The following is a 21,165-nucleotide window of genomic DNA, read 5'->3' on the forward strand; positions in this document are numbered from 1 at the left end:
TCGGGAGGTCATGGGCAGAGGTGGCGAGCATTCTCTCCTCACTACGTTACCTGTTCGCGGATGTCATCGGCGACGACGATGCGCCGACGCCATTCCTGCCTGAGGGCCTCCCGGAGGCGGCGGCGTCCATCGTCTCGGAGCACATCCATCTCCTGATCGACTATCAGGGGCCGAGTTATGCGCAGCTCTATGTCGATCGCATCAGGCGCTTTGTCGGCCGGCCGCACGTCGACACGGCGATGCTGTGTGAGATCGCGCGGTTGCTGGCGCTGCGGATGGCCTATGAGGATCTGATCCGCATCGCGGAGCTCAAGCTCGCTGAATTGGAAGCCGGCGCGATGGCCCGCCATCGCGCAATCCACGACATCAGGCGGTTCCGCCTCGATGAATTGGTCGCCGTGCTGCCGGAGGCTGCGGCGAACTCCTTGATGACCGCGTTCGAGAAGGTCGGCTGGCTGCGCCGCAGGCGGATGTCGCTCCGTTTCTCGATTGCCTCCAAAGGCGCGGTCAGCCGCCTGAAATCCTTTGCCGCGCTCAAGCGATGGCGGTTGTTGTCGGTGCGCTACGCCGAGGAGCGGATCTGGGTCGAGCGCTGGCTGCATATGATCGCTCGCTGCCTGGACAAGCAGCCGGCTTCGGCGCCAGCCCTGATCGCGACGGCGACCATGGTCCAGGGGCAGGGCGACGCCTATTGGCAGGGGCTTGCTGATTGGCATGCGATCGTCAACGGGCTGGCCAAGCCGACCTTTGACGGCGCGCTGCCGCTGGCCGACCTCGGCGGCGCGATTGCGGAAGCACGGGCCGCGGCAATGCCTGATCCGCGGCAAGCCGCGCTGAAACGGACCATCGCCCAGATCCGCGCCCGCGCCCTGGCGGAACATCCCGATGCCAAGGCCGCGGAGTGAAACCGGAGTGACGGGTCTTCAGCGATGCTGCGCTGGTGGTATCTTTTTCCAATCACGCAACCAGCTGAGATGAAGATGATTTGCCGAGACGGCGATCAGATCGGTAGTCAATGGAAAGTTGGCGCTGCATGGATTTACCGTTAAGTGCGGAAGCCGCCTTGCGACTGCTGTCCCGAGTTCCCTTTCACGTGCAATCCGAGATCGGAAATGTCATAAAAGCTGCACACGCGTCGAACTGGCCGGCCTTCGAACCGATGCCGCTGAACGCCTCCCGTTTCCGGTGCGTCGAAGCTTAGTCGTAGCGAGAGCGTCAGCTTTGTCTCTTCCTTCTCTATCGTCATCGGTTCCGGTTGGTGCGCTCCTTGGCTGGATGCTGCTGCTCACCTTCAAGCACATCATTGCCGACTTCGTGCTCCAGACCGCCTGGATGGCCTATGGCAAGGATCAGAAGAAGGGGTGGGCACTGCCGCTTCTCGTGCATTGCCTGATCCACCTTGCCTGTGCTCTGACCCTGATCCTGGCCGTCGCGCCACGGTTCTGGTTTGTCGCCTTCATCGATTTCGCCATCCACATCACGGTCGATCGTGCCAAGGGCATCTGCTCGTCCCATTTCGGTATGACGCTGGAGCATCCCTGGTTCTGGACTTTGATCGGGGTGGATCAGGCTCTCCACCACCTGACCGGGTTCGGGCTGTCGATTTTCATGGCCGCGAACGGCTGATTCGGCCCTCAAACCCGGCCTGGACTGGGCAAATGCTGGAATATCAAGGCCCCCCGTACAACTACCGGTCGCGGTGGTTAACCCTTCATTAGGGATTCGCATTGCAATCTGCGCATGAGGGGATCGAGCGATGTTTCCAAACCGCGACGCGTTTGACGACTCCTGCCCAGTTGGCGAGGAACTGCTTGGCGAGATGTATCGCGCCAGCGAGAACGGTCTGCCGGCGCTGGTCGAAAGCGTGTCGAGCGACGTGAGGGCGATGCTGGCGCTGTTCTGTTACCGCCGCAGCCACCTGCATTCGCTGGCTCTCGCCATCGCCGCAACCTGTAGCGAGCGTGAACTCCTGCAATCCGGCGGGCGGGTCGGCGCCGTGCTCTATGCCCAATCGCGCGACAGCAAAGTGTCGCAGGGCAGCACCGCCTCGAGCGGTCGCAAGCCGATCTCGCTCTCCACCAAGCCTTTGTCGGTGCTCGCCCCGCTCGAGGACGACCTCGATGACGATCTCGCGCCGGTGACGGGCTAAAGCGATCAATCAAGGCCGGCCGCTTACCGCCAACATTGCCTCGCAAGGCGCAAGCCGTTTGTAGCGCGAGTGTACCTCCCCGGCCGAGCGCAATTGATCGCAGCCGCTGGTTCTCTGCGCAGCCGCTGAGCCATCAGCCCGTGACAGTTTCTTAAAAGCTGCATGACAGGCGCGGCGCGTCAGGTCCGTGTCGGCTTACCTCCGCGCTTGCACCTCGCTGACCCGTCTGCATTTTCTGGACGCCGCCCAAAATCCAACCTGTCATCGGAACGACGGCGTTGGGGCCAGGTCGCAGCTCCAGTCAAACGCCCGTAATCAATGCGACATATTCCCGCAGTCAGGCTGACATGAGTGCGGCTTAGCGTCGCAACGTTCTGCAACAGAGCGTAACCGATTTGAAACGCGGCGCGCCCTGCGCCGCCCGCTTTCCCCGCACCCCCTATCGATCTGCACGAGGACTCGATGCTGAAGCAGCTGACGAAACAGATGCGTGATCGCACTGTGATCACCGCAGCCATTATCTCCCTGATGGGAGGCAACGCCCACGCGATCGATGCCGATCTTGGCGGACCCAAAGTCAACGACCACAAGACCAGGAGCCCGATCAAGCATGTGATCGTGATCATGGGCGAAAATCGCACCTTCGATCACGTGTTCGCCACCTATGAACCGCGCTGGGGCGAGACGGTCGACAACCTGCTGTCGAAGGGCATCATCAACAAGGATGGCACGCCGGGTCCGAACTATGCCAAGGCGGCCCAGTTCGCGGCGCAGGACACCAATGTCTTCACGCAGTCGCCCGGCAACAAGACGCCCTACAACCAGACCAGCAACAAGCTGCAGGCGCCCGGCACCTCCTACGCGCCGCAGACCTGCTACACCGATGTCAAGACCGCCGCCGTGAACGGGCCGGGTTGCGTGGCGACGCCCGCACTGGCCAAGCAGGCCGAGAGCGATGACAATGGCGCCCATTACAGCATCGCCAACCTGGCGCTGATCACGACAGGCGCGACCGGTCTGCCCGGCGGCTCGCCGGATTCGCGGATTGCCAACTATAGCAACCTGCCGAACGGTCCTTATCCGCTGGTGACGGGGCAGGGCGGCAGCCTGTTCGACACCTATGGCGGCAGCCCGGTGCATCGCTTCTATCAGATGTGGCAGCAGCTCGACTGCGACGTGTCCAAGGCAACGCATGGCAATCCGAGCGGCTGTCAGGCCGATCTGTTCCCCTGGGTCGAGGAAACCGTGTCGTCCGGCGCCAATGGCGGCCAGCCGCATGCGTTGACTGAGGGCAACATCGCGATGGGCTTCTACAACGTCGCCAAGGGCGACGCGCCCTATCTGACCAAGCTCGCCCGCGAATACACCCTGCTCGACAACTATCATCAGCCGGTGATGGGCGGCACCTTCGCCAACCAGATGATGTTCGGCTATGCCGACGCACTCTATTATGAGGACGACAGCGGCAATCCGGCGACCCCGCCGGCGAACCAGATCGAGAATCCCAATCCGCTGGCCGGTACCAACAACTGGTACATCAACGACGGCTATAGTGGCGGCAGCTACACCAACTGCTCCGACCAGACCCAGCCGGGCGTCGCCCCGATCACGGCCTACCTCAAGGGCATCAAGGTTTCGGCGAACTGCGCACCGTCGAGCTACTACCTCCTCAACAACTACGTTCCGGCCTATATCGGCGCCGGTGTCACTGATCCGACCAACAACGGTCCGTTCACGCTGCCGCCGGTCAAGAGCCAGAAGCACATCGGCGACGTGCTCAACGAAGCCAAGGTCTCCTGGGCCTATTTCGGCGAGCGCTGGAACGACTTCAAGACCGCGCCCGGCCTCGGCCTCAACCCGGCGATCGCGCCGCTCGCCTATCTCTATTGCAACATCTGCAATCCGTTCCTCTACTCGGCATCGATCATGACCCATGCCGAGCAGCGGGAGGATCACCTCGCCGACACCAATGATCTCTATGACTCGATTGCCAAGGGCAAGCTGCCGGCGGTGTCGTGGGTCAAGCCGTCGACCTTCAACGACGGTCACCCGGCGTCGTCGAAGATCGATCTGCTCGAGTCCTTTGCGCAGAACATCATCGAGAAGGTCCAGGCCAACGAGGAGCTCTGGGAATCCACCGCGATCCTGCTCACGGTGGACGAGGGCGGCGGCTACTACGACTCCGGCTACGTTCAGCCCGTCGATTATTTCGGCGACGGCACCCGCATCCCGATGATCCTGGTCTCGAAGTACTCGACCGGCGGTCATGTCTCGCATGAATATGCCGATCACGCCTCGATCGCGAAGTTCATCGAGCGCAACTGGGACCTGCCGAAGATCTCCTCGCGCAGCCGCGACAACCTGCCGAACCCGAAGGGCTCGTTCGAGAACCCTTACGTTCCGCAGAACCGTCCGGCGCTCGGCGATCTGTTCGCAAGCTTCAATTTCGGCGATCGTGACGATCACTGAACCGGCTTGATCGGCGTGGTCCAATATGGGCTTTGTTTGGCGGCTCCGTTCGGGGCCGCCAAGCGCATTTGAGGGGGACGGCCGTCAGCCGTCGCGTGAGATGGATTTGCGAACACGCACCGGAGCATCGTCGCGATCGGCAGCCATCGAAGCTGCACGATCTGCGTTTCGGACCGGGGATGTCGGGACCGCGGAGCGGATCTGCGCGCAAATCGTGGCGGCAAACCCCGGGGATTACGATGCCTGGTCGCTGCTCACCGAAACTGCTTTGCAGCGCGGCCGTCATGATGCGGCGATCGTTTGCGCCGACCGCGCCCTCGCCTCCGCGCCCGACGACCCGATTGCGCTTGCGCTGCGCGCGAAATGCCTGTTCCTCAGCGGCGATCCTCGGGCGGCCTTGCAGACGGCGGAAGCGGCGGCGCAGCGTGTCGGCGATGCGGCCGAGGCCCTCGACGCCGTCGGCGCCATGTTCGGCCTGCTTGGCCGGCACCACCGCGCGATGATCCTGTTTGCGCGGGCCGTCGGGCTTCGGCCTGACGTGCCGCAATATCTGTTCAATCTTGCTGCCGCCGAGCGCATGGTCGGCGCGCTCGACGATGCGGAACGGCATTGCAATGCTGCCATTGCGCGCGACCGTGGCTATGCGCTGGCGCACTACTTGCGAAGCGATCTGCGGATTCAGACTTCCGAACGCAACCATGTCGCGGAGATGGAAGCGCTTCTGGGAGAGCGCCGCTTGGCCCCGTCCAGCGAGATTCTGCTGCGCTTCGCGTTGGGCAAGGAATGCGAAGATCTCGATCAGCACGACCGCGCCTTCGCGCACATCCAGGCGGGATGCGATCTGCAGCGTGTTTCGGCCAATACCGATCCCGCTTCTGGCCTGGCCGAGATCGAGCACATCATCCGTACGCACACGCGCGAATGGATCGCGCAGGCGCCGCCCGGTTACGCAGGGGCTGCTCCGGTGTTCGTCACGGGGCTGCCACGCACCGGGACGACGCTCGTCGAACGCATCATCTCCAGCCATCCCGCCATGAGCTCGGTCGGCGAAACCGGCGCGTTTGCGGCCGAGCTGAAGCGGGCGATGTCGGCCGGCGTACGACCCGATCCGGCCGAGCTCGGTCGCCGCTATTGGGAAACGGCGGCTGCCCTGGACCAGGGCGGCGGAACACGCGTCGTCGACAAGACGCTGGAGAACTATCTGTATTGCGGGCTGATCCACGCTGCGCTGCCCGACGCGAAGATCATCCTGGTGCAGCGGCATCCGCTCGACGTAGGCTGGGCAATGTACAAGGCGCATTTCCAGGGCAAGTTTCAGTTCTCTTACGATCAGCTGCAACTGGCCGACTATGTTCTGGCGTTCCGGCGGCTCTCCCAGCATTGGAGGGCGACGTTGCCTGCGGACAGGCTGCTGGAGGTACACTACGAGGACATCATCAATGACCACGCGGCCGTCAGCCGCCGCCTGATCGATTTCGTCGGTCTGACCTGGGACGACGAGGTGCTGCAGTTTCATCAGAGCAAGGCGCCGTCAGCGACCGCTAGCGCCGTGCAGGTGCGTCGACCGATCTATGCGTCCTCGATCGGCAAGTGGCGACATCACGCCGACCGTCTTGCGCCGTTGCGCGAGCGGCTGGCACGCGAGCTTCCACCGTCGGAGCTGCCCTGACGCAGTCGCGCAGTCGTCAGAGCACTGGCAAGCCGTATCTGCGGCGCGCCATGGCGCATTCGGGGTCGCCGGGCATGCAGGTCCGGCACACCTCCGGCCGCAGCGCATAGATGCCGCAGGCTGTGGCCTTGCCGATCTCGCCCTTCAGCGCCGAACAGCGATCGCCCTCGCAGCGCATTCCCGATAGCCTGTCGTTGACGAGTTCGGCCGGAATCAGCTCGAGATCGGCATCCTCTTCGACGGTGAAGCGCGGCCAGTTCGCGGAATAGGCGCAGCAGGCGCCGCAGGTCTGGCACGGATTGGCGTCGGGCGGGAGCAGGTCAGACATCCTTCGGTGCCTCCCAGACCAGGCTGCGTCGCCACTTCGCGCGCAAGGCCTCGCGCCTTTCCGGATATCTTTCGTCAAGATAGTCCGCCTCGATCACGCGGTCGGTGCGGAAGCTGCGGAAGTCGTGCCGCAGCTCGCACCAGGCGGCCAGGATGCGCACCGCCTCATGATAGCCGATCGCGATCGGCCAGATCGTGCGCTCGCTGTCCCGTCCCTGCTCGTCGCGATAGCGCAAGCTGATCTTCTTGCCTTCGTGAATCTGGGCACGCGTGCGCGCCATATCGATCCGGTCCGGTTCGCGCGCCCAGGGTGCCCGCGCCCGGCTTGCAGGTTCCAGCACGAATGGCCGCAGCCGTTCGGGAACCGTGTCGGCAATTTTCGCCATCAGGTCCTCGGCGGCGCGGGCGAGCACCGGATCGGCGTGTCCGACCACCCATTGTGCCCCGAGCACGGCCGCCTCGATCTCGTCCGGTGTCAGCATCAAGGGCGGCAGGTCGAAGCCCTTCTCCAGGATATAGCCCATGCCTGCTTCGCCGCGGATCGGCACCCGCTGGCCGATCAGGGTGGCGATATCGCGATAGATGGTGCGCTTCGAGGTCTCCAGCTCGGCCGCGATCGCGTCCGCCGTCAGCGGGTTTCGCGTTCGCCGCAGCACCTGGATGATCTGAAAAAGCCGGTCGGCGCGTCTCATGATCTCGTCCTGCCGGCTCCCTGACGACAGCCGGCTCCCTGATGCTGACAGCATGTTGGCAGCAGCCGGGTTTTATACCGGGGCAACGCTGCAATTGAAGGGGTGATGTCGATGATGGTGCTTTATGCCTATGGGTTTTGGACCGCGCTACTGCCGCTGCTGACACCATGGTGGCAGCAGGGTCTCGATAGCGTCCGCCGCCTGTTGAAGAAATCGGGAGCGATCTGATGATTACGCTGTTTGGCCTGGGTACCGGGTTCGGCCTGCCGGAGATCAGCCCCTTCGCCACCAAGACGGAGGTCCAGTTGAAGATGGCCGGGCTCGCTTATCGCAAACAGCGGGCGATGCCGCCGGCCTCGCCGAAGGGTCAGTTGCCTTTCATCGAGGACGACGGCGAGCTGATCGCGGATTCGACCTTCATTCGGGCGCATCTGGAGCGCAAATACGGGGTCGACTTCGACGACGGCTACGGTCTGGAGGCGCGCGCGCAGGCCTGGGCCTGCGAGCGCATGATCGAGCATCATCTCTATTTCGCGCTGGTCGGCGCCCGCTGGGTCGATCCGGTGAATTTTGCCAAGGGGCCGTCGCACTTCTTCGACGGCGCGCCTGACGACAAGCGCGAGCGGTTGCGCGAGGACGCGCAGTTCCGCGTCGCCGAGAACTACCTGATCTCCGGGCTCGGCCGCCACGCGCCCGGCGATGATATCGAGCTCGCGGTCCGTTCGGTGCGCGCGCTCGCGGTCCAACTCGGCGACAAGCCCTATCTGATGGGAGACAGGCCCTGCGGCACCGACGCGACCGCATTTGCGGTGCTCGCAGGCATCCTGACGCCGTTCTTCGAATCGGACCTGCGCCGCCGCGTCGAGACTTTCGGCAATCTCGTCGCCTATGTCGACCGCATGATGGTGCAGTATTATCCGGAGTTTGCGTGGAGCACTGCGGCGGAAGCCGCCTGATCAGACCGTTGCGGCCGGCTCGCCCTTCAGCCGGGCGAGCTCGGCCTCGAGCTCGGCGATCCTGCCGTCGCGCGCGGCCAGCGCTGCCGCGACGTCGGCCGCATCGAATTTCTGCGGGATGTGCTGCGGGCAATTGGTGTCCCAGGCCGTGATCGTGAACAGGATCACCTGCTCGGGACGCGCCCTGTAACCCTGCGGCATCAGCGAGCGCGTCAGTGCCGGATCGTCTTCGACCACGCGCGCCTCGCCCCAGATCTTGACGCGCCGGCGGTGCGCGTAATCCATGATGAAGATCTGCGCCTTCGAGTTTTCCGACAGATTGCCTTGGCTGATGTATTGGCGGTTGCCGCTGTAGTCCGCAAACGCCAGCGTGCGCGTATCGAGCGCCTTGAGGAAGCCGGCAGGTCCGCCGCGATGCTGGATGTAAGGCTGACCGTCGGCCGAGGCCGTCGCCAGATAGAAGCTCGTGGTCTGAGCCAGGAATGCCGCCAAATCGGGATCGATCTCGGTCCGCCAGCCGCGGTCCTGCTCGACATGGGCATAGGCCTCGCGCGAGCCCTTGCGCGATTGGATCGCCTTGACGGCCGGCGAGAAGGCGACGTCGCTCGGGTAAATGAGGGTATCGGCCATCGGGATGCTCCCTGATGCAGGCGCGCCATGGGCTACCTGCCGCCTCGATGTGCGCCTTCAAGCGTGTCGAAACAATCTGGCGGATTGACACTTCATCATTGCTCATTATGCAATAATCTCCATGGACCGCATCGACGCCATGGAAGCCTTCGTGACGGTGGCCGAGCTCAACGGCTTTGCGCCGGCGGCCCGAAAGCTGAAGCTGTCGCCGTCGGCCGTGACCCGGCTGGTGGCGGCGCTCGAGGAGCATCTCGGCGCCAGGCTGTTGCAGCGGACCACGCGCTCGGTGGCGCTGACCGACGCCGGCACCCGCTATCTGGAGCGTGCCCGGCGCATCCTCGCCGATATCGAGGAGGCCGAGCTCGCCGCCGAGGGTGAGCGGCAAAAGCCGAGCGGCCGGTTGGTGGTGTCGGCGCCGGTCGGCTTCGGCCGGCTTCATGTCGGTCCGGTTGTCACCGCATATCTGCAGCGTTATCCGGAGGTCTCAGGCGAGCTGCGGCTCGAGGATCGCATCATCAATCTGGTCGAGGATGGCGTTGACCTCGCCGTGCGCGTCGGCCATCTGCCGGATTCCACGCTGGTTGCTCGGCAGGTGGGCGAGATGCGGCGGATCGTCGTCGGCGCGCCGGCCTATCTGAAAGCGCATGGCGAGCCGCGGTCGCCCGACGGGCTTGCAGCGCACCAGATCATCCAGTTCGGACCGGCGTCCGACTGGCGCTTTGTGAAAGACGGCCATGAGCTGCGGATCGCGACCGCACCGCGCTTCGTCACCAACAATGCCGACGTGGCCGTCCAATATGCCGAGGCCGGTGGCGGTCTGACCCGCGTCCTCGCCTATCAGGCCGCGGATGCGATCCGGCGCGGTCGGCTCAAAATCGTGCTGGCGAAGTTCGAGCAGCCCCGGCTGCCGATCCACATCATCTATCCGACCTCGCGGCTGTTGTCCGCGAAGGTCCGCGCCTTTGTCGACCTCGTCACCGAGACCTGCGACTGGCGTTTCGATTAAGCATCGTCACTGCTGTTTCGGCACCACGCGAAAGGTGCCGTTGGCGCGCGCGATCACGGCGTCATCGGCTTCGACAAGGCTCTGCGCGAAGCAGATCGTGCTGCCCGTCTTGATCACGTCGCTCTCGACCGCGAGCCATTGTCCGATTTTTGCGTTGCCGACATAGTCGACGGACAGGTTGATCGTCACCAGCGACACCTCCCAGCCAAGCGCCTGGGCGCAGCTGTAGCCCATCGCATTGTCGGCGAGCGCGGCAATCAGCCCGCCATGAATGAGGCCGCGCGCATTGGTGTGCGGCGTTGCCAAGCGCAGACCGATGATCACCGCCTTCTCTGTCTTCTTCGCATAAAGGGGCTCCCAGGGATCGGTGAACGGGCTCTTGCGGAAATGCGGCTCGAATCCGGGCGGAATGGTTTCAAGGCTCATGCGCGTCGTCCGTGGTTTTCCGGGGCGCGGCCATTGAACGTCATGCGCACGCGGTTTGCACTGCCTACAAAGTTTTAAACCGCGTTTTCGCTTTGAAATGCTGCAATCGTCTTGGATTGCGCGCGTCACCTTCCAGCTTTGGGCTATGCTGCGCGAGTACCGACGGTTGTCCGGAACGAAGGCGATGCGGTCTCGATATTCCGGCAGCCGGGTCGCGAGGGTCAATTCCGCGCCGGTCAAGCCTGCGGTTGCGCCTGCAACTCGCAATATTTGCATCTGCTGATGCTATAGGCTTGGTTTCGGCAGGCGGTCGCGTGCGGCGCCGCGACGCTTGCAATGATGGTTATATCATATAACAATGAACCAAAGGGCCCGCGGAGGCTCGGTACAGGGAGACGATCTCGATGAGGAAGACGCTTCTGGCGTTGTGGCTTGCAGCCGCCGTGACGCCCGCGTTTGGGCAGGAAAAAACCTTCGATCTGAAGATTTCACATTGGGTGCCGGCCAGCCATCCGCTGCAGAAGGCGCTCGAGGACTGGGCGGCCGCGGTCGAAAAGGCCTCCGGCGGCACCATCAAGTCCAAGGTGTTCCCTGCGCAGCAGCTCGGCAAGGCGTTCGACCATTACGACATGGCGCGCGACGGCATCGCTGACGTCACCTACGTCAATCCCGGCTATCAGCCGGGCCGCTTCCCGATCATCGGCGCCGGCGAACTGCCGTTCCTGGTCTCCGACGCCAAGGGCGGCTCGGAGGGGCTCGATGCCTGGTATCGCAAATATGCCGACAAGGAGATGAAGGACGTCAAATACTGTCTTGCCTTCGTCCATACGCCGTCGTCGTTCCACACCCGCACCAAGAAGGTCGTGGTGCCGGAGGACGTCAAGGGCATGAAGATCCGCCCGGCGGATGCGACGATTGCTAACTTCGTCACCCAGCTCGGCGGCACCAATGTGCAGTCCTCGGCCCCTGAGGTGCGCGACATCATCGAGCGCGGCGTCGCCGATGGCGTCACCTTCCCGGCGGGCTCGCTGGTGCTGTTCGGCGTCGACAAGGTCACGAAGTACCACATGGACGCGCCGCTCTATGTCACGACCTTCGTCTTCGTGATGAACAAGGACAAGTACAACGAGATGTCCGATCGCCAGAAGAAGGCGATCGACGACAACTGCACCCCCGAGATGGCCGGCAAGGTCGGCGAGCCCTGGGGCAAATTCGAGGATGCCGGCGTCGACAAGATCAAGGCGGAGCCAGGCCAGGAGGTCTACAAGCTGACGCCGGAACAGACCGCGCAGTGGAAGAAGGCCGCGGAGCCGCTGTTCAAGACCTGGGCGGAGGGCGTCAAGAAGACCGGCATCGATGCCGACGCGGCGATGGCCGAGCTGAAGGCCTCGCTCGCCAAGTACAACGCGCTGGCGCAATAGCCTCCATACATCGCGGCGATGGTGGGCGTGGACGCCTGCTGTTGTCCTTTTGGATGCTAGCAGCATGCACAGATCTCGCCGCATGCTGGGTGTAACCTCGCCCCAACCCTCTCCCCGCAAGCGGGGCGAGGGAGCCTACCGCCAGCTGCGCAACAGCTTACTCATGATCTCGAGGATGTGTGTGCCTAACGTATGGATAGAGGCCCCATGAATCGCGCTGTCATGGATCGCATCATCGACGGGATCGAGTGGATCGCGGCGTTCTTCGTCGGCATCGTCGCGCTCGACATCTTCCTGTCGGTGCTGTTGCGCAATACGCTGAACTACTCGATCCCGGATTCCTTCGATATCGGCCGCATGCTGCTCGGCATCCTCATCTTCTGGGGCATTGCCGCAACCTCCTATCGTGGCACCCACATCACGGTGGACCTCATCTGGGGTAATGTCGGGCCGCGCTATCAGCGCTGGATCGACATCTTCGCGACGCTGGTGCTGCTGTTCGTCGTCACGGTGCAGACCTACACGCTGTTCGACAAGGTGCGCGGCACCTATCGCGACAACGTGCTGACGTTCGATCTGCACATGCCGACCTGGCCGTTCTTCGCGATCGCCTGGATCGGCGACGTCTCGGCGGTGCTGCTGATCGCAATCAGAACCTATCGACTGATCTTCCATCCCGAGGAGATCCATGAACCCAAAGTCAAGGTCACGGAGTAGCCTTTGATGAGCACGGATGCGGTCGCCGTCATCGGCTTCGTGTCGTTGTTTGCGCTGATGCTGTTGCGCGTGCCGGTCGGCATGGCGATGGGCCTCGTCGGCGTGTCCGGTTTCGGTTATCTCGTCTCGGGTCCTGCCGCGCTGAAGCTGGTCGGCCAGACATCGATGCGCACGGTGACGGACTACACCTTCGGCGTGATCCCGATGTTCCTGCTGATGGGGACCTTCGTCTCCAATTCCGGCATGAGCCGCGAGCTGTTCCGCGCCGCCAACGGCTTCGTCGGGCATATGCGCGGTGGCCTCGGCATCGCCACCGTCGCCGCCTGCGGCGGCTTTGCCGCGATCTGCGGCTCGTCGGTCGCGACCGCCGCCACCTTCTCCGCCGTCGCCTATCCGGAGATGCGCCGCTTCGGCTATCCGCAATCCTTCGCCACCGGCGTGATCGCCGCCGGCGGCACCCTGGGCGCGATGCTGCCGCCCTCCACGGTGCTTGCGGTCTACGGCATCATCACCGAGCAGGACATCGGCAAGCTGTTCATCGCGGGCATCATCCCGGGTCTGCTCGCAATGAGCATGTACATGATCACCATCGCGGTGATCGGCCGCGTCGCCCCTGGCTTCCTCCCGAAAGGCGAGCCGCTGCCCTGGCGCAAGCGCTTCGCGGGCCTGCGCGACATCTGGGCGCCGGTGCTGCTGTTCCTGTTCGTGATCGGCGGGCTCTATGGCCTGCCGTTCCTGCCGCGCTTCACGCCCACCGAGGCGGGCGGCGTCGGCGCCACCGGCGCCTTCATCATCGGCCTCGTCACCGGCCGGCTCGACAAGGAGAAGATCCTGGCCTCGCTGCTGCAGGCCACGCGAACCGCGGCCGCCGTCTTCACCGTGCTGATCGGCGCCCTGATCTTCGGCTACTTCCTCACAGTCACGCAGACCCCGCAGAAGGTCACCGAATTCCTCACCGGCCTGGGGCTCGGGCCCTACGGCGTGCTGGCGCTGATCATGGTGATGTATCTCGTGCTGGGCTGCCTGATGGATGCCATGGCGATGATCATCCTGACGGTGCCGATCATCTTCCCGGTGATCCAGCATCTCGGCTTCGACCCGATCTGGTTCGGCGTCATCATCGTGATGACGGTCGAGCTCGGGCTGATCCATCCGCCGGTCGGCATGAACGTGTTCGTGATCAAGAGCGTGGTGAAGGACGTCTCCTTCGCGACGATCTTCAAGGGCGTGCTGCCGTTCGTCGCCACCGACCTGGTCCGGCTGGTGATCCTGATCGCCTTCCCGCTGCTCGCCACCTGGCTGCCGCAACAGATGATGGCGCGCTGATGTCGACACCCACGCTTCAGACGAAATACGTTTTCACCATCACCGCGCGGATCGGCGATGTCACCTCCGCCGGCGAGATCGGCACTGGCGTCCGGCGGATCATCCCGATCACAGGCGGCGAGGTGAAGGGCCCGGGTTTGGATGGCGGAGGCATTTGGGGCACGGTCTGCGGCTTCGGTGCCGACTTCCAGATCATCCGTCCCAACGAGCTGATCGAGCTCGAGGCGAAATACGCCTTCGAGACCGACGACGGCGCCATCGTCTATGTCGAGAACCGCGGCATCCGCTTCGGGCCGGTCGAGCTGCTGCAGAAGCTCAAGCGCGGCGAGCCGGTCGATCCCGCGCTGATCTATTTCCGCACCACCCCGCGGTTCGAGACCGGCCACGACAAATATCGCTGGCTGATGCAGCACATCTTCGTCGCCTCCGCCGCGCGCCACGCCGATCGCGTCGTCATCGACGTGCACATAGTGCTGTGAGCGGCGCGCGGCGACAAAGCTGCCATGTAAGATCACGATGTGCCGTCCACAGGGCCAGCTCGCGCCTTTTCCATCTGCCCTGTCGGCCGGTAGGCCGAGATCAGATCCGGGTAAGGTTGAGAGTCCACGCCGGTCATATTCAACGAGCGGCTGCACGGTTCGACGGCTTCTTCATATTGCCGGAGGTGCAGATAGGCAACGCAGAGAAGTCGCGCCGTGATTTTGTCGCGCAAGACCGCCGGATTTGCATGGTCGCCATCGAACCGATCTGACCAGATGTCGCGGGCGCTCTGAAGATCGGTCAGCGATACGTTGACCCGCACCTGGTCGCCGTTGCGCTTGACCGCGCCGCGTACGGCCCAGCGGATGCCGAGATCCATCCCGAGCTGCTTCAGGTCGATTGGCTTGTTCTTGTAGGCGAAGGCCGCCTCGCGTCCGACCACGAAACTGGCCGGCGTCCTCGCGAGCTCGGCCGTCAAATCCGCGGTGATGGCGTCAGCAAGATGGGCCTGCTCCGGATCGTTGTTGAGGTCGGCAAACGGCAACACGACGACAGCCAGACGAGGCGCGATGTCGCGCCTGAATTGACCCTGGATCTTTTGAGCGTCCCGAACGACGTCGCTACGAACTGTCCTCCAGACATTCCAATAGCCGATCAGGCCACCGGCAATTGCGCCGATGGCGGCAATCGATGTCAGCGCCCCGCCGACGAGCCGCAAATGATTTCTGAGGTGATGCAGCCAGCCATCCGCGTGCTGTTTGCTAACCACTTTTTGAGAGAGATCAGGGCCGGATACCGCCGTCTTCCCGGCCGACCCGGCGAGCTCGGACGGCTCAGCGAGTGTGTCTGAGGCCACCACGGTTGCTGGGTGCCGATCCTCCTCGCGGACAGCGCTCACGAAACGAATGCCCTTGCGTGGAAATGTCTTGATGAGCCGCTGTTGTTCGCCGGAGTCGCCGATCGCGCGTCGAACGGCGTTCAGCCGGGTTGTCACCGCCGCGTCAGACACAATCCGACCATTCCAAACCGCTTTGATGAGATCGTCCTTGCTGACGACGCGATCCCTGCTGAGGATCAGATATGCGAGCAGATCGAGAACCTGCGGCGTCGTAGGCACGACATCAGCGCCCCGCCGCAACTCGCGCCGTTCGGTGTCCAACGCAAAGTCCTCGAAGAAATAGCGCATGGCACCATTCCTCTGGCTTGCCCTCGGTCGCCCGAGAGTGTGGCAGCGCTGCCCTCAAAGAATAAGCCCTCGGTAAGGAAAATGTAAGCCAGATAACAAGCGCACCCGTCGTGGTGTGGCAGCATCGTGTCGGGTGGATCAATCGGCGGAGCTACCGCGATGAGCAAGACCCACGACACGATCAGCTCGGCACACACCTTCGTGCCGGCCATATCCTTCGGGCTTTTCGAGAGATTTCGGGTTGCCTATCGGGAATGGCGCGAGCGCCGAATGGTACAGGCGACCTTGTCCGGCCTGAGCGATAGGGAGCTCATGGATATCGGCACGACGCGTAGCGAGATCGACTACGTCGCCTCGCAGAAAGGTATCGCGAGGCCGCCTCGTTCGACAGGCCGGCACAGCGGCGTTACCTTCGTTGTCCTGCTGCTTTGTCAGATGCTTATTCTCGCTTTCGCAAATGACGCCCAAGCTCAATGCACTGCGCGAGACGTTCTGCGGAACTACGCGACGCTCAAGGCCGTTCCGCGGCCACCGGAATCGCTGGTTCCTGTCAGCTCGGCTACCGGTGTTCCGGTGTGGAAGACGATTGCGATAGGAACGTTCACGGACTCGCTCGCTCTTCGTAGCGCCATGCGTGCAATGGGTTGCGGCGTCGGAAATTCCGCAGCCGATATACTTGGCCAGCCGTATTTTGCTGTCAGCGGAAAGAAAGCTGACGTGCAGCTTGTTGCTGTCTCGGGCACCGAACTCGGCTTTAAGGGCGAGACGGCTCCCTTGAAGGACATTTATCTGCGCGCACAACGGCTGGGTTTCCGGCTCGCGCCCGCCGAAATCGGTCCACAACTGAGGCTTCAGTACATGGATCAACCGATCGGTGAATTTCTGATCATCGGGATGGAGCCGATCAGGACGTCGGCGGGTGAACCGGTCATCCTGACGGTCGCCAATGGCGGAGCAGGCCTCATTCTGATCGGCCAGGAGGCCCGCGACGATGCGGAAATTTCGGTGACATCACGTTTTGTATTCGAGCGGCCCAATCCATCCGCCGCTGCGGAGACCGCAGCACTGGCCAATTAGTACGTCATGCACGGATCCGATGTGAGCTGTTCTCAGCTCTGAAGTGGCGACCACGGTCGATTGGCTAAAGGCCGATATCCACGTAGATTGCGTTCAGAGGGTTTTCACCTTTGACGTGTTGAATTGTCCCTATGACGCCACGGCGGGCAGTTGCAATAGGGATATGGGTGATAGTCGCAACTGGCTTCATTTTGGCCGGGTACAATGGCGCGGCAATTTATATCTGGTACACGACAGGGAAGGTTGAGCTTCTCGGGAGCCTCAGGGATAGTTCTTACTCTCCGATCCTCTTTTCGAAGGCGTTGGTGCAAGACTTCCTAGGATTTGCAATTGGTGCCTGTCTTCTGGTTTTGGCACCATTCGTGATCGCGACTTTCTTAAAGGCACTCGGCAGAAGAAAACAGCCCTGACGGCTTGGTCTGCCAATGGGGAAAACCATCGCTGGCTGATGCAGCAACTCTTCGTCGCCTCTGTCGTCCGCCACGTCGACCAACGGGTTGTCGAACGTGCATCTGGTGCTGCAGGGGCAGGGCGCTGCCAGGCCGCGATTCACGAAAAATTACCGCTTGCCTGCTTGCATGAGGCGTCCGCCGTCGTACCCAGCGCTTCCCTTGGCGGTCCGGCAGGGTTCTCACCATGAGCGTTACCAGCGTCGACAGGGCGCGCGGCTGCGGCCTCATGGACGGCCGCGCCCAGATTCTGGCCCGGGTGCCGGCCTGGTTCTGGGCCGCTGTCATCGTTGGCGTGCTGGTCGTGCTCCAGGGCAACAACCTGCTCACCGACACCGATACGTTCTGGCAGATCAAGGTCGGCGGGTGGATCCTTGCGCAGCATGCGGTCCCCCATGTCGACATCTACTCCTGGACCAAGGCCGGTGCGCCCTGGATATCATCGTCATGGCTGTCGCAGATGCTGTTCGCAGCCGCTTACCAGTTGGCGCGATGGCCTGGCGTGGTCGCGCTGTCCGCGCTCGCCATCGCGGCCGCGTTCGCGCTGCTGGTGCGGGTGCTGACTTCGCGGACCTCCATCGCCGCCGCCGGTGTGGTGGCGATGGTCGCGTTCGCGCTGGCGCAGCATCATCTGCTGGCGCGGCCGCATGTGCTGGCGATGCCGGTGATGGTCGCCTGGGTCTCCGGCCTCATTGCTGCGGCCGATCGTCGCGCCGCGCCGTCACCATGGCTGCTGCCGCTGCTCGCGCTCTGGGCCAACGTTCATGGCAGCTTCCTGCTCGGGCTCGGACTGGTCGCCCCGATCGGTTTGGATGCGGTGTGGAATGCGCAAGCGCCGCGGCGCAAGATGCTCGCACTCAAATGGGCATTGTTTGGCATCGGCGCGTTGATCGCCAGCTGTGCGACGCCCTATGGCTGGGACACGCTGTTCGCGGCCCGGAAGATTCTCGATCTCGGCGGCGTGCTGGCGCTGATCTCTGAATGGGGGCCAGTCAGCTTCGCGCAAGTCAGCACGTTCGAAGTCTGCCTGCTGGTGGCGATCGCGGCGGTGCTTTACTTTGGCGTGATGCTGCCGCCGACGCGGATCCTCCTCGCGCTCGGACTGCTGCATATGGCGCTGAGCCATGACCGCCACATTGAGGTGTTCGCGCTGCTGCTGCCCCTGGTGTTGCTGACGCCGCTTGCCGATCGGTTCGGCGGGCCGAGCGACGCTGCTCCTGCAGCGCGGAGCGTGGCGACGGTCACGGCGGTTGTCGCGGCGGTGTTGCTGATTATCGGCGTCGCCGCGCTGCGCCCGATCCGGCTCGCGGCTGATGAGCAGTTCCAGCCGGCGATCGCGGCGCTGCGCGCCCAGAACGTGACGCGGGTGTTCAACGAGGACGCGCTCGGCGGCTACATGATCTGGAAGGGCATGGCGCCGTTCATCGATGGACGTTCCGAACTCTACGGCGAGCAGTTCGGGCTTGATTACTTCAACGCGGTATCGTTGCAGGATCCCAACGTGCTGTTTCGCATTCTCGATGAGAACAAGATCGAGGCCACGCTTCTGCTTTCATCGACACCCGCCGCGCAGCTGCTCGATCGTCTCGACGGCTGGCACAGAGTGTTCGCCAACGACTGGGCCGTGGTGCATGTTCGCGCTGTGAAGTAGACGCTGCTCAACGCGCTGCTATTCCCACCGGTGAAGCCAGATCAGGGCGCCCCACCGACTGCAATCGCGATGACGTGATGTCCGAAAAGAACGAGCCTGCGATCAGCAAAATGTAATCTGGGTAACAAGCGCACCCGTCGTGGTGTGGCAGCATCGTGCCGGGTGGATCAATCGGCGGAGCTGCCGCGATGAGCACGACCCACGACATACTGAGGTTACCGCGCACCTTCGTGCCGATCAAACCCGTCGGATTTTTCGCGAGGCTTCAGGTGACGTTTCGGGACTGGCGCGAGCGCCGAATGGTCCGCGCCACCTTGTCCGGCCTCAGCGACAGGGAGCTGCTGGACATCGGCACCACGCGCGGCGAGATCGACTTTGTCGCGTCGCATCGGGATATCGACCCCAGGGGCGCTGTATCCGCCGAATAGGTCCGAAATCCGCTGGGGTGTCGCAGACCTCCGACGTCCCCGTCATTTGCGAGGAGCGATAGCTCGAAGCAATCCAGTCGTTCTGCAGACGTCGTCTGCATCGCGTCCGCCATAGCCGTTCGGGCCTATGGCGGACGAGTCATTTCGCTCGCAACGACTGCCTGGATCTGCCAGTCGTCTACTCGTCGTCGTCCCAATCCGAAACGCTGCCGTAGTCGTGGTCGCAATTTCGATATCGGTAAGCCGGCGCGTAGCCGTAGCCGTCATAGGCCGGGTAGCGATAGTGGGAGTGGTAGGCAGGCGCGCGCTCATACGCTTGCGTTTCCGAGGCCAGTGCGCCGCCGATGAGAGCTCCGACAACCAGGCCGCCGATCAGCGCCGCGTTGCGTCCGTCATGGGCTTGAGCTGGCGCCGTGCCGGCGAACAGAGTTGCGGTCACGGCGAGCGCGGCGATACCGCCTGTGAGAGATGTCTTGAGCGAAGCCATGTGTCCCCTCCATTTGAATGGTGGTTACCTTCTACATGGCGCGCATTGAAGCCATGCTGAACATGCCGTTGTTCGCCGTTCATCTCCGAAGCCGGCCTCCGCGCCTCGGAATCCAGAATTGCCGCTGCCCGCCTGGGATCAAGTCTGCATGGGGCCCCATTCCGGACAGATGAATTTACGGTTTGTTCGGGAGACCTGGGCAACACTTTCGGTTCGGACGCCGGCCTGCTCGCACCTGAGTGGATCGTCGAGGTAAACTCATCATAGTTCGTGAACGTGGCGAGCCAAATCCCTCCGCTCATCTGAGGCATGTGGAAACCCCTCTCACCCGTATTGGAATTCCTTGATCGGTATCACGGCTGGATCGTTGGCTTCGCTGCCCTAGCGGCAGTCCTGCTACTCAACCAGTTGATCTATCGCCGCCGCTGGAAGTCTTACCCCACACTTGAGCAGTATCTGGCAACCCACCCCGGCTGCGACGAAGCGGAGGGCGTCGTTTGTAGCCGATGCCGGCGCAAGGCATTGGGAGCCCGAGTGATCAGTGCGGGGCGCATCTACCGCTGCGCATGGTGTGAAACCGAACTTTATCGAATCGACAAAACTGGATGAGAATCCATCTGGACGTCACGGGTGGAACTGAGCGGCAGCGTCATGCGCAAGATCGGTCTATCGTCGGCTTGGACGTTTTCAGCCAAGTTTGTATTTCCGGCTCTCTGGATATCAGGCTTTGGACTAGGAACCGTCTCTCTTTGGTTGGACGCTTTCCACGGTAGAAACAACGAATTGCCGCCCTCGGTGGAGAAGTTTGTATTCCTCGGGGTGTGGATTGTAGGATCAGTATTCATTTTGTGGGTTTGCGCCGGACTAAAGCGAGTGCGCGCAGATGGACGACAGCTGTTTGTCTCCAACTACCGTCGCGAAATCTGCATCCCTTTAAACGCCGTTCAGGACGTTAGACAAAATCGTTGGCTAAATATCCGACCAGTCACGATCTATTTTAGGGTCGCCACTGAGTTCGGTGACCGAGCAAAGTTCATGCCTAAGCGGCGTATTGCCATTCGATTTTGGCGCGTAGACCCGATCGTCAATGAGCTGAAGCAATTGGCGGGATTGCTGCCTGATGCGTGAGGCGTGTTCTGTCTTATGCCCTCCTCGCAATGACGGACGACGAAACTGCGGGCGTCATGGGAAGTTCTCGATTGATCGCTCAAGCGCGCCGCATATGCGATGTCGTCCCGGCGAACGCCGGGACCCATACCCACCGGCCTTCTTTTGCCGAAGGCTAGCGCGATCAGCTTGCTTCGTCACCTCTGCCTGTGGTTATGGGTCCCGGTGTTCGCCGGGGACGACGCTGTGAACTTGATAGCTTGTCGGGCAAATCAGTTTGCGAGTTTGCATGGTCAGGCGGCAGAGTATGTTCGCCAGACGGGAAAGATTCGTCCTCTTGGAAAAACTTATTTCGCAAACCGTTTCAATATGGTGCGGCTCGCGGGAGCAATATCTCCTAAATTTCCTCTTTCGCTTTTCCAGAAATTGTGTTTGTCTCTTCCCATCCCGCCTCATCGAAGAGGGGCGTTGCGCGCGATCGTCACGACACGCGGGGCGGGGAGCGGTGGCCG

Annotated in this window: 21 protein-coding genes and 1 pseudogene; 16 read left to right on the forward strand and 6 right to left on the reverse strand. The window is 62.7% G+C overall.

Annotation, left to right across the window (positions count from 1 at the left end; translation table 11 throughout):
- The first annotated feature begins 20 nt into the window (after window positions 1–20).
- The 5 genes from ACQR1W_RS06230 to ACQR1W_RS06250 all read left to right on the forward strand — a co-directional run bounded on the left by ACQR1W_RS06230 (window position 21) and on the right by ACQR1W_RS06250 (window position 6,287).
- On the forward strand, window positions 21–905 hold the full coding sequence (locus ACQR1W_RS06230; protein ID WP_434849972.1) for a DUF6537 domain-containing protein: 885 nt from the start codon (window positions 21–23) through the stop codon (window positions 903–905).
- A gap of 370 nt (window positions 906–1,275) precedes the next feature.
- Window positions 1,276–1,626 (forward strand): DUF3307 domain-containing protein, encoded by a 351-nt coding sequence (locus ACQR1W_RS06235; RefSeq protein ID WP_434850443.1) that lies wholly within the window; start codon window positions 1,276–1,278, stop codon window positions 1,624–1,626.
- Between the two features lie 130 nt (window positions 1,627–1,756).
- Window positions 1,757–2,149 carry a hypothetical protein gene (locus ACQR1W_RS06240; RefSeq protein WP_434849973.1) on the forward strand — a complete coding sequence of 131 codons (393 nt, stop codon included), beginning with the start codon at window positions 1,757–1,759 and terminating at the stop codon, window positions 2,147–2,149.
- A gap of 462 nt (window positions 2,150–2,611) precedes the next feature.
- On the forward strand, window positions 2,612–4,618 hold the full coding sequence (locus ACQR1W_RS06245) for an alkaline phosphatase family protein (RefSeq protein ID WP_434849974.1): 2,007 nt from the start codon (window positions 2,612–2,614) through the stop codon (window positions 4,616–4,618).
- Between the two features lie 100 nt (window positions 4,619–4,718).
- Complete coding sequence (locus ACQR1W_RS06250; RefSeq protein WP_434849975.1) at window positions 4,719–6,287, forward strand: tetratricopeptide repeat-containing sulfotransferase family protein; 1,569 nt, start codon at window positions 4,719–4,721, stop codon at window positions 6,285–6,287.
- A gap of 16 nt (window positions 6,288–6,303) precedes the next feature.
- Here the strand turns inward: ACQR1W_RS06250 and ACQR1W_RS06255 are convergent, their stop codons facing one another.
- Complete coding sequence (locus ACQR1W_RS06255; RefSeq protein WP_434849976.1) at window positions 6,304–6,615, reverse strand: YkgJ family cysteine cluster protein; 312 nt, start codon at window positions 6,613–6,615, stop codon at window positions 6,304–6,306.
- Window positions 6,608–7,306 (reverse strand): helix-turn-helix transcriptional regulator, encoded by a 699-nt coding sequence (locus tag ACQR1W_RS06260; protein WP_434849977.1) that lies wholly within the window; start codon window positions 7,304–7,306, stop codon window positions 6,608–6,610. Before ACQR1W_RS06260 ends, ACQR1W_RS06255 begins: the two co-directional genes overlap by 8 nt.
- Before the next feature lie 105 nt (window positions 7,307–7,411).
- On the opposite strand from ACQR1W_RS06260, the gene ACQR1W_RS06265 reads away from it, so the two are divergent.
- Together ACQR1W_RS06265 and ACQR1W_RS06270 are read left to right on the forward strand one after the other, a co-directional pair.
- On the forward strand, window positions 7,412–7,534 hold the full coding sequence (locus ACQR1W_RS06265) for a hypothetical protein (RefSeq protein ID WP_434849978.1): 123 nt from the start codon (window positions 7,412–7,414) through the stop codon (window positions 7,532–7,534).
- Window positions 7,534–8,262, forward strand: a complete 729-nt coding sequence (locus tag ACQR1W_RS06270; RefSeq protein ID WP_434849979.1) for a glutathione S-transferase family protein — start codon at window positions 7,534–7,536, stop codon at window positions 8,260–8,262. The genes ACQR1W_RS06265 and ACQR1W_RS06270 overlap by 1 nt, the downstream gene beginning before the upstream one ends.
- Here ACQR1W_RS06270 and ACQR1W_RS06275 read toward each other — a convergent pair whose 3' ends face one another.
- Window positions 8,263–8,892: a pyridoxamine 5'-phosphate oxidase family protein gene (locus ACQR1W_RS06275; protein ID WP_434849980.1), complete on the reverse strand. Its 630-nt coding sequence runs from the start codon at window positions 8,890–8,892 to the stop codon at window positions 8,263–8,265. It abuts the gene before it with no gap.
- 121 nt (window positions 8,893–9,013) lie between these two features.
- Between ACQR1W_RS06275 and ACQR1W_RS06280 the strand changes: the two genes are divergently transcribed.
- Window positions 9,014–9,898 (forward strand): LysR family transcriptional regulator, encoded by an 885-nt coding sequence (locus tag ACQR1W_RS06280; protein ID WP_434849981.1) that lies wholly within the window; start codon window positions 9,014–9,016, stop codon window positions 9,896–9,898.
- A 6-nt stretch (window positions 9,899–9,904) separates the two neighbouring features.
- Here ACQR1W_RS06280 and ACQR1W_RS06285 read toward each other — a convergent pair whose 3' ends face one another.
- On the reverse strand, window positions 9,905–10,324 hold the full coding sequence (locus ACQR1W_RS06285; RefSeq protein ID WP_434850444.1) for a PaaI family thioesterase: 420 nt from the start codon (window positions 10,322–10,324) through the stop codon (window positions 9,905–9,907).
- 404 nt (window positions 10,325–10,728) lie between these two features.
- On the opposite strand from ACQR1W_RS06285, the gene ACQR1W_RS06290 reads away from it, so the two are divergent.
- The 4 genes from ACQR1W_RS06290 to ACQR1W_RS06305 all read left to right on the forward strand — a co-directional run bounded on the left by ACQR1W_RS06290 (window position 10,729) and on the right by ACQR1W_RS06305 (window position 14,267).
- On the forward strand, window positions 10,729–11,745 hold the full coding sequence (locus ACQR1W_RS06290) for a TRAP transporter substrate-binding protein (RefSeq protein WP_434849982.1): 1,017 nt from the start codon (window positions 10,729–10,731) through the stop codon (window positions 11,743–11,745).
- 207 nt (window positions 11,746–11,952) lie between these two features.
- Entirely contained in the window at window positions 11,953–12,462 is a 510-nt protein-coding gene (locus ACQR1W_RS06295) for a TRAP transporter small permease (protein ID WP_434849983.1), read from the forward strand.
- Window positions 12,463–12,468: 6 nt separating this feature from the next.
- A complete protein-coding gene (locus ACQR1W_RS06300) occupies window positions 12,469–13,788 on the forward strand; it encodes a TRAP transporter large permease (protein WP_008974004.1) in 1,320 nt (439 codons plus the stop codon).
- On the forward strand, window positions 13,788–14,267 hold the full coding sequence (locus ACQR1W_RS06305) for a DUF3237 domain-containing protein (protein ID WP_434849984.1): 480 nt from the start codon (window positions 13,788–13,790) through the stop codon (window positions 14,265–14,267). The genes ACQR1W_RS06300 and ACQR1W_RS06305 overlap by 1 nt, the downstream gene beginning before the upstream one ends.
- A gap of 860 nt (window positions 14,268–15,127) precedes the next feature.
- Here the strand turns inward: ACQR1W_RS06305 and ACQR1W_RS06310 are convergent.
- Window positions 15,128–15,454 (reverse strand): annotated as a pseudogene (locus tag ACQR1W_RS06310) (winged helix-turn-helix domain-containing protein); the annotation flags it as partial.
- A gap of 159 nt (window positions 15,455–15,613) precedes the next feature.
- Between ACQR1W_RS06310 and ACQR1W_RS06315 the strand changes: the two are divergent.
- The 3 genes from ACQR1W_RS06315 (at window position 15,614) to ACQR1W_RS06325 (ending at window position 19,059) form a co-directional block, all read left to right on the forward strand.
- On the forward strand, window positions 15,614–16,531 hold the full coding sequence (locus ACQR1W_RS06315; protein WP_434849985.1) for a DUF1127 domain-containing protein: 918 nt from the start codon (window positions 15,614–15,616) through the stop codon (window positions 16,529–16,531).
- A 636-nt stretch (window positions 16,532–17,167) separates the two neighbouring features.
- The gene (locus ACQR1W_RS06320) at window positions 17,168–18,631 is read left to right on the forward strand and encodes a hypothetical protein (RefSeq protein ID WP_434849986.1); all 1,464 of its coding nucleotides are present in this window, start codon (window positions 17,168–17,170) and stop codon (window positions 18,629–18,631) included.
- 188 nt (window positions 18,632–18,819) lie between these two features.
- The gene (locus tag ACQR1W_RS06325) at window positions 18,820–19,059 is read left to right on the forward strand and encodes a DUF1127 domain-containing protein (RefSeq protein ID WP_434849987.1); all 240 of its coding nucleotides are present in this window, start codon (window positions 18,820–18,822) and stop codon (window positions 19,057–19,059) included.
- Between the two features lie 178 nt (window positions 19,060–19,237).
- Here the strand turns inward: ACQR1W_RS06325 and ACQR1W_RS06330 are convergent, their stop codons facing one another.
- The gene (locus ACQR1W_RS06330; protein ID WP_434849988.1) at window positions 19,238–19,546 is read right to left on the reverse strand and encodes a hypothetical protein; all 309 of its coding nucleotides are present in this window, start codon (window positions 19,544–19,546) and stop codon (window positions 19,238–19,240) included.
- A gap of 630 nt (window positions 19,547–20,176) precedes the next feature.
- Here ACQR1W_RS06330 and ACQR1W_RS06335 point away from each other — a divergent pair.
- Entirely contained in the window at window positions 20,177–20,674 is a 498-nt protein-coding gene (locus ACQR1W_RS06335; RefSeq protein ID WP_434849989.1) for a hypothetical protein, read from the forward strand.
- The last annotated feature ends 491 nt before the right edge of the window (window positions 20,675–21,165 follow it).

The sequence above is a fragment of the Bradyrhizobium sp. HKCCYLS1011 genome (genome assembly GCF_051167795.1).
In the GTDB taxonomy this organism is placed as follows: Bacteria; Pseudomonadota; Alphaproteobacteria; order Rhizobiales; family Xanthobacteraceae; genus Bradyrhizobium.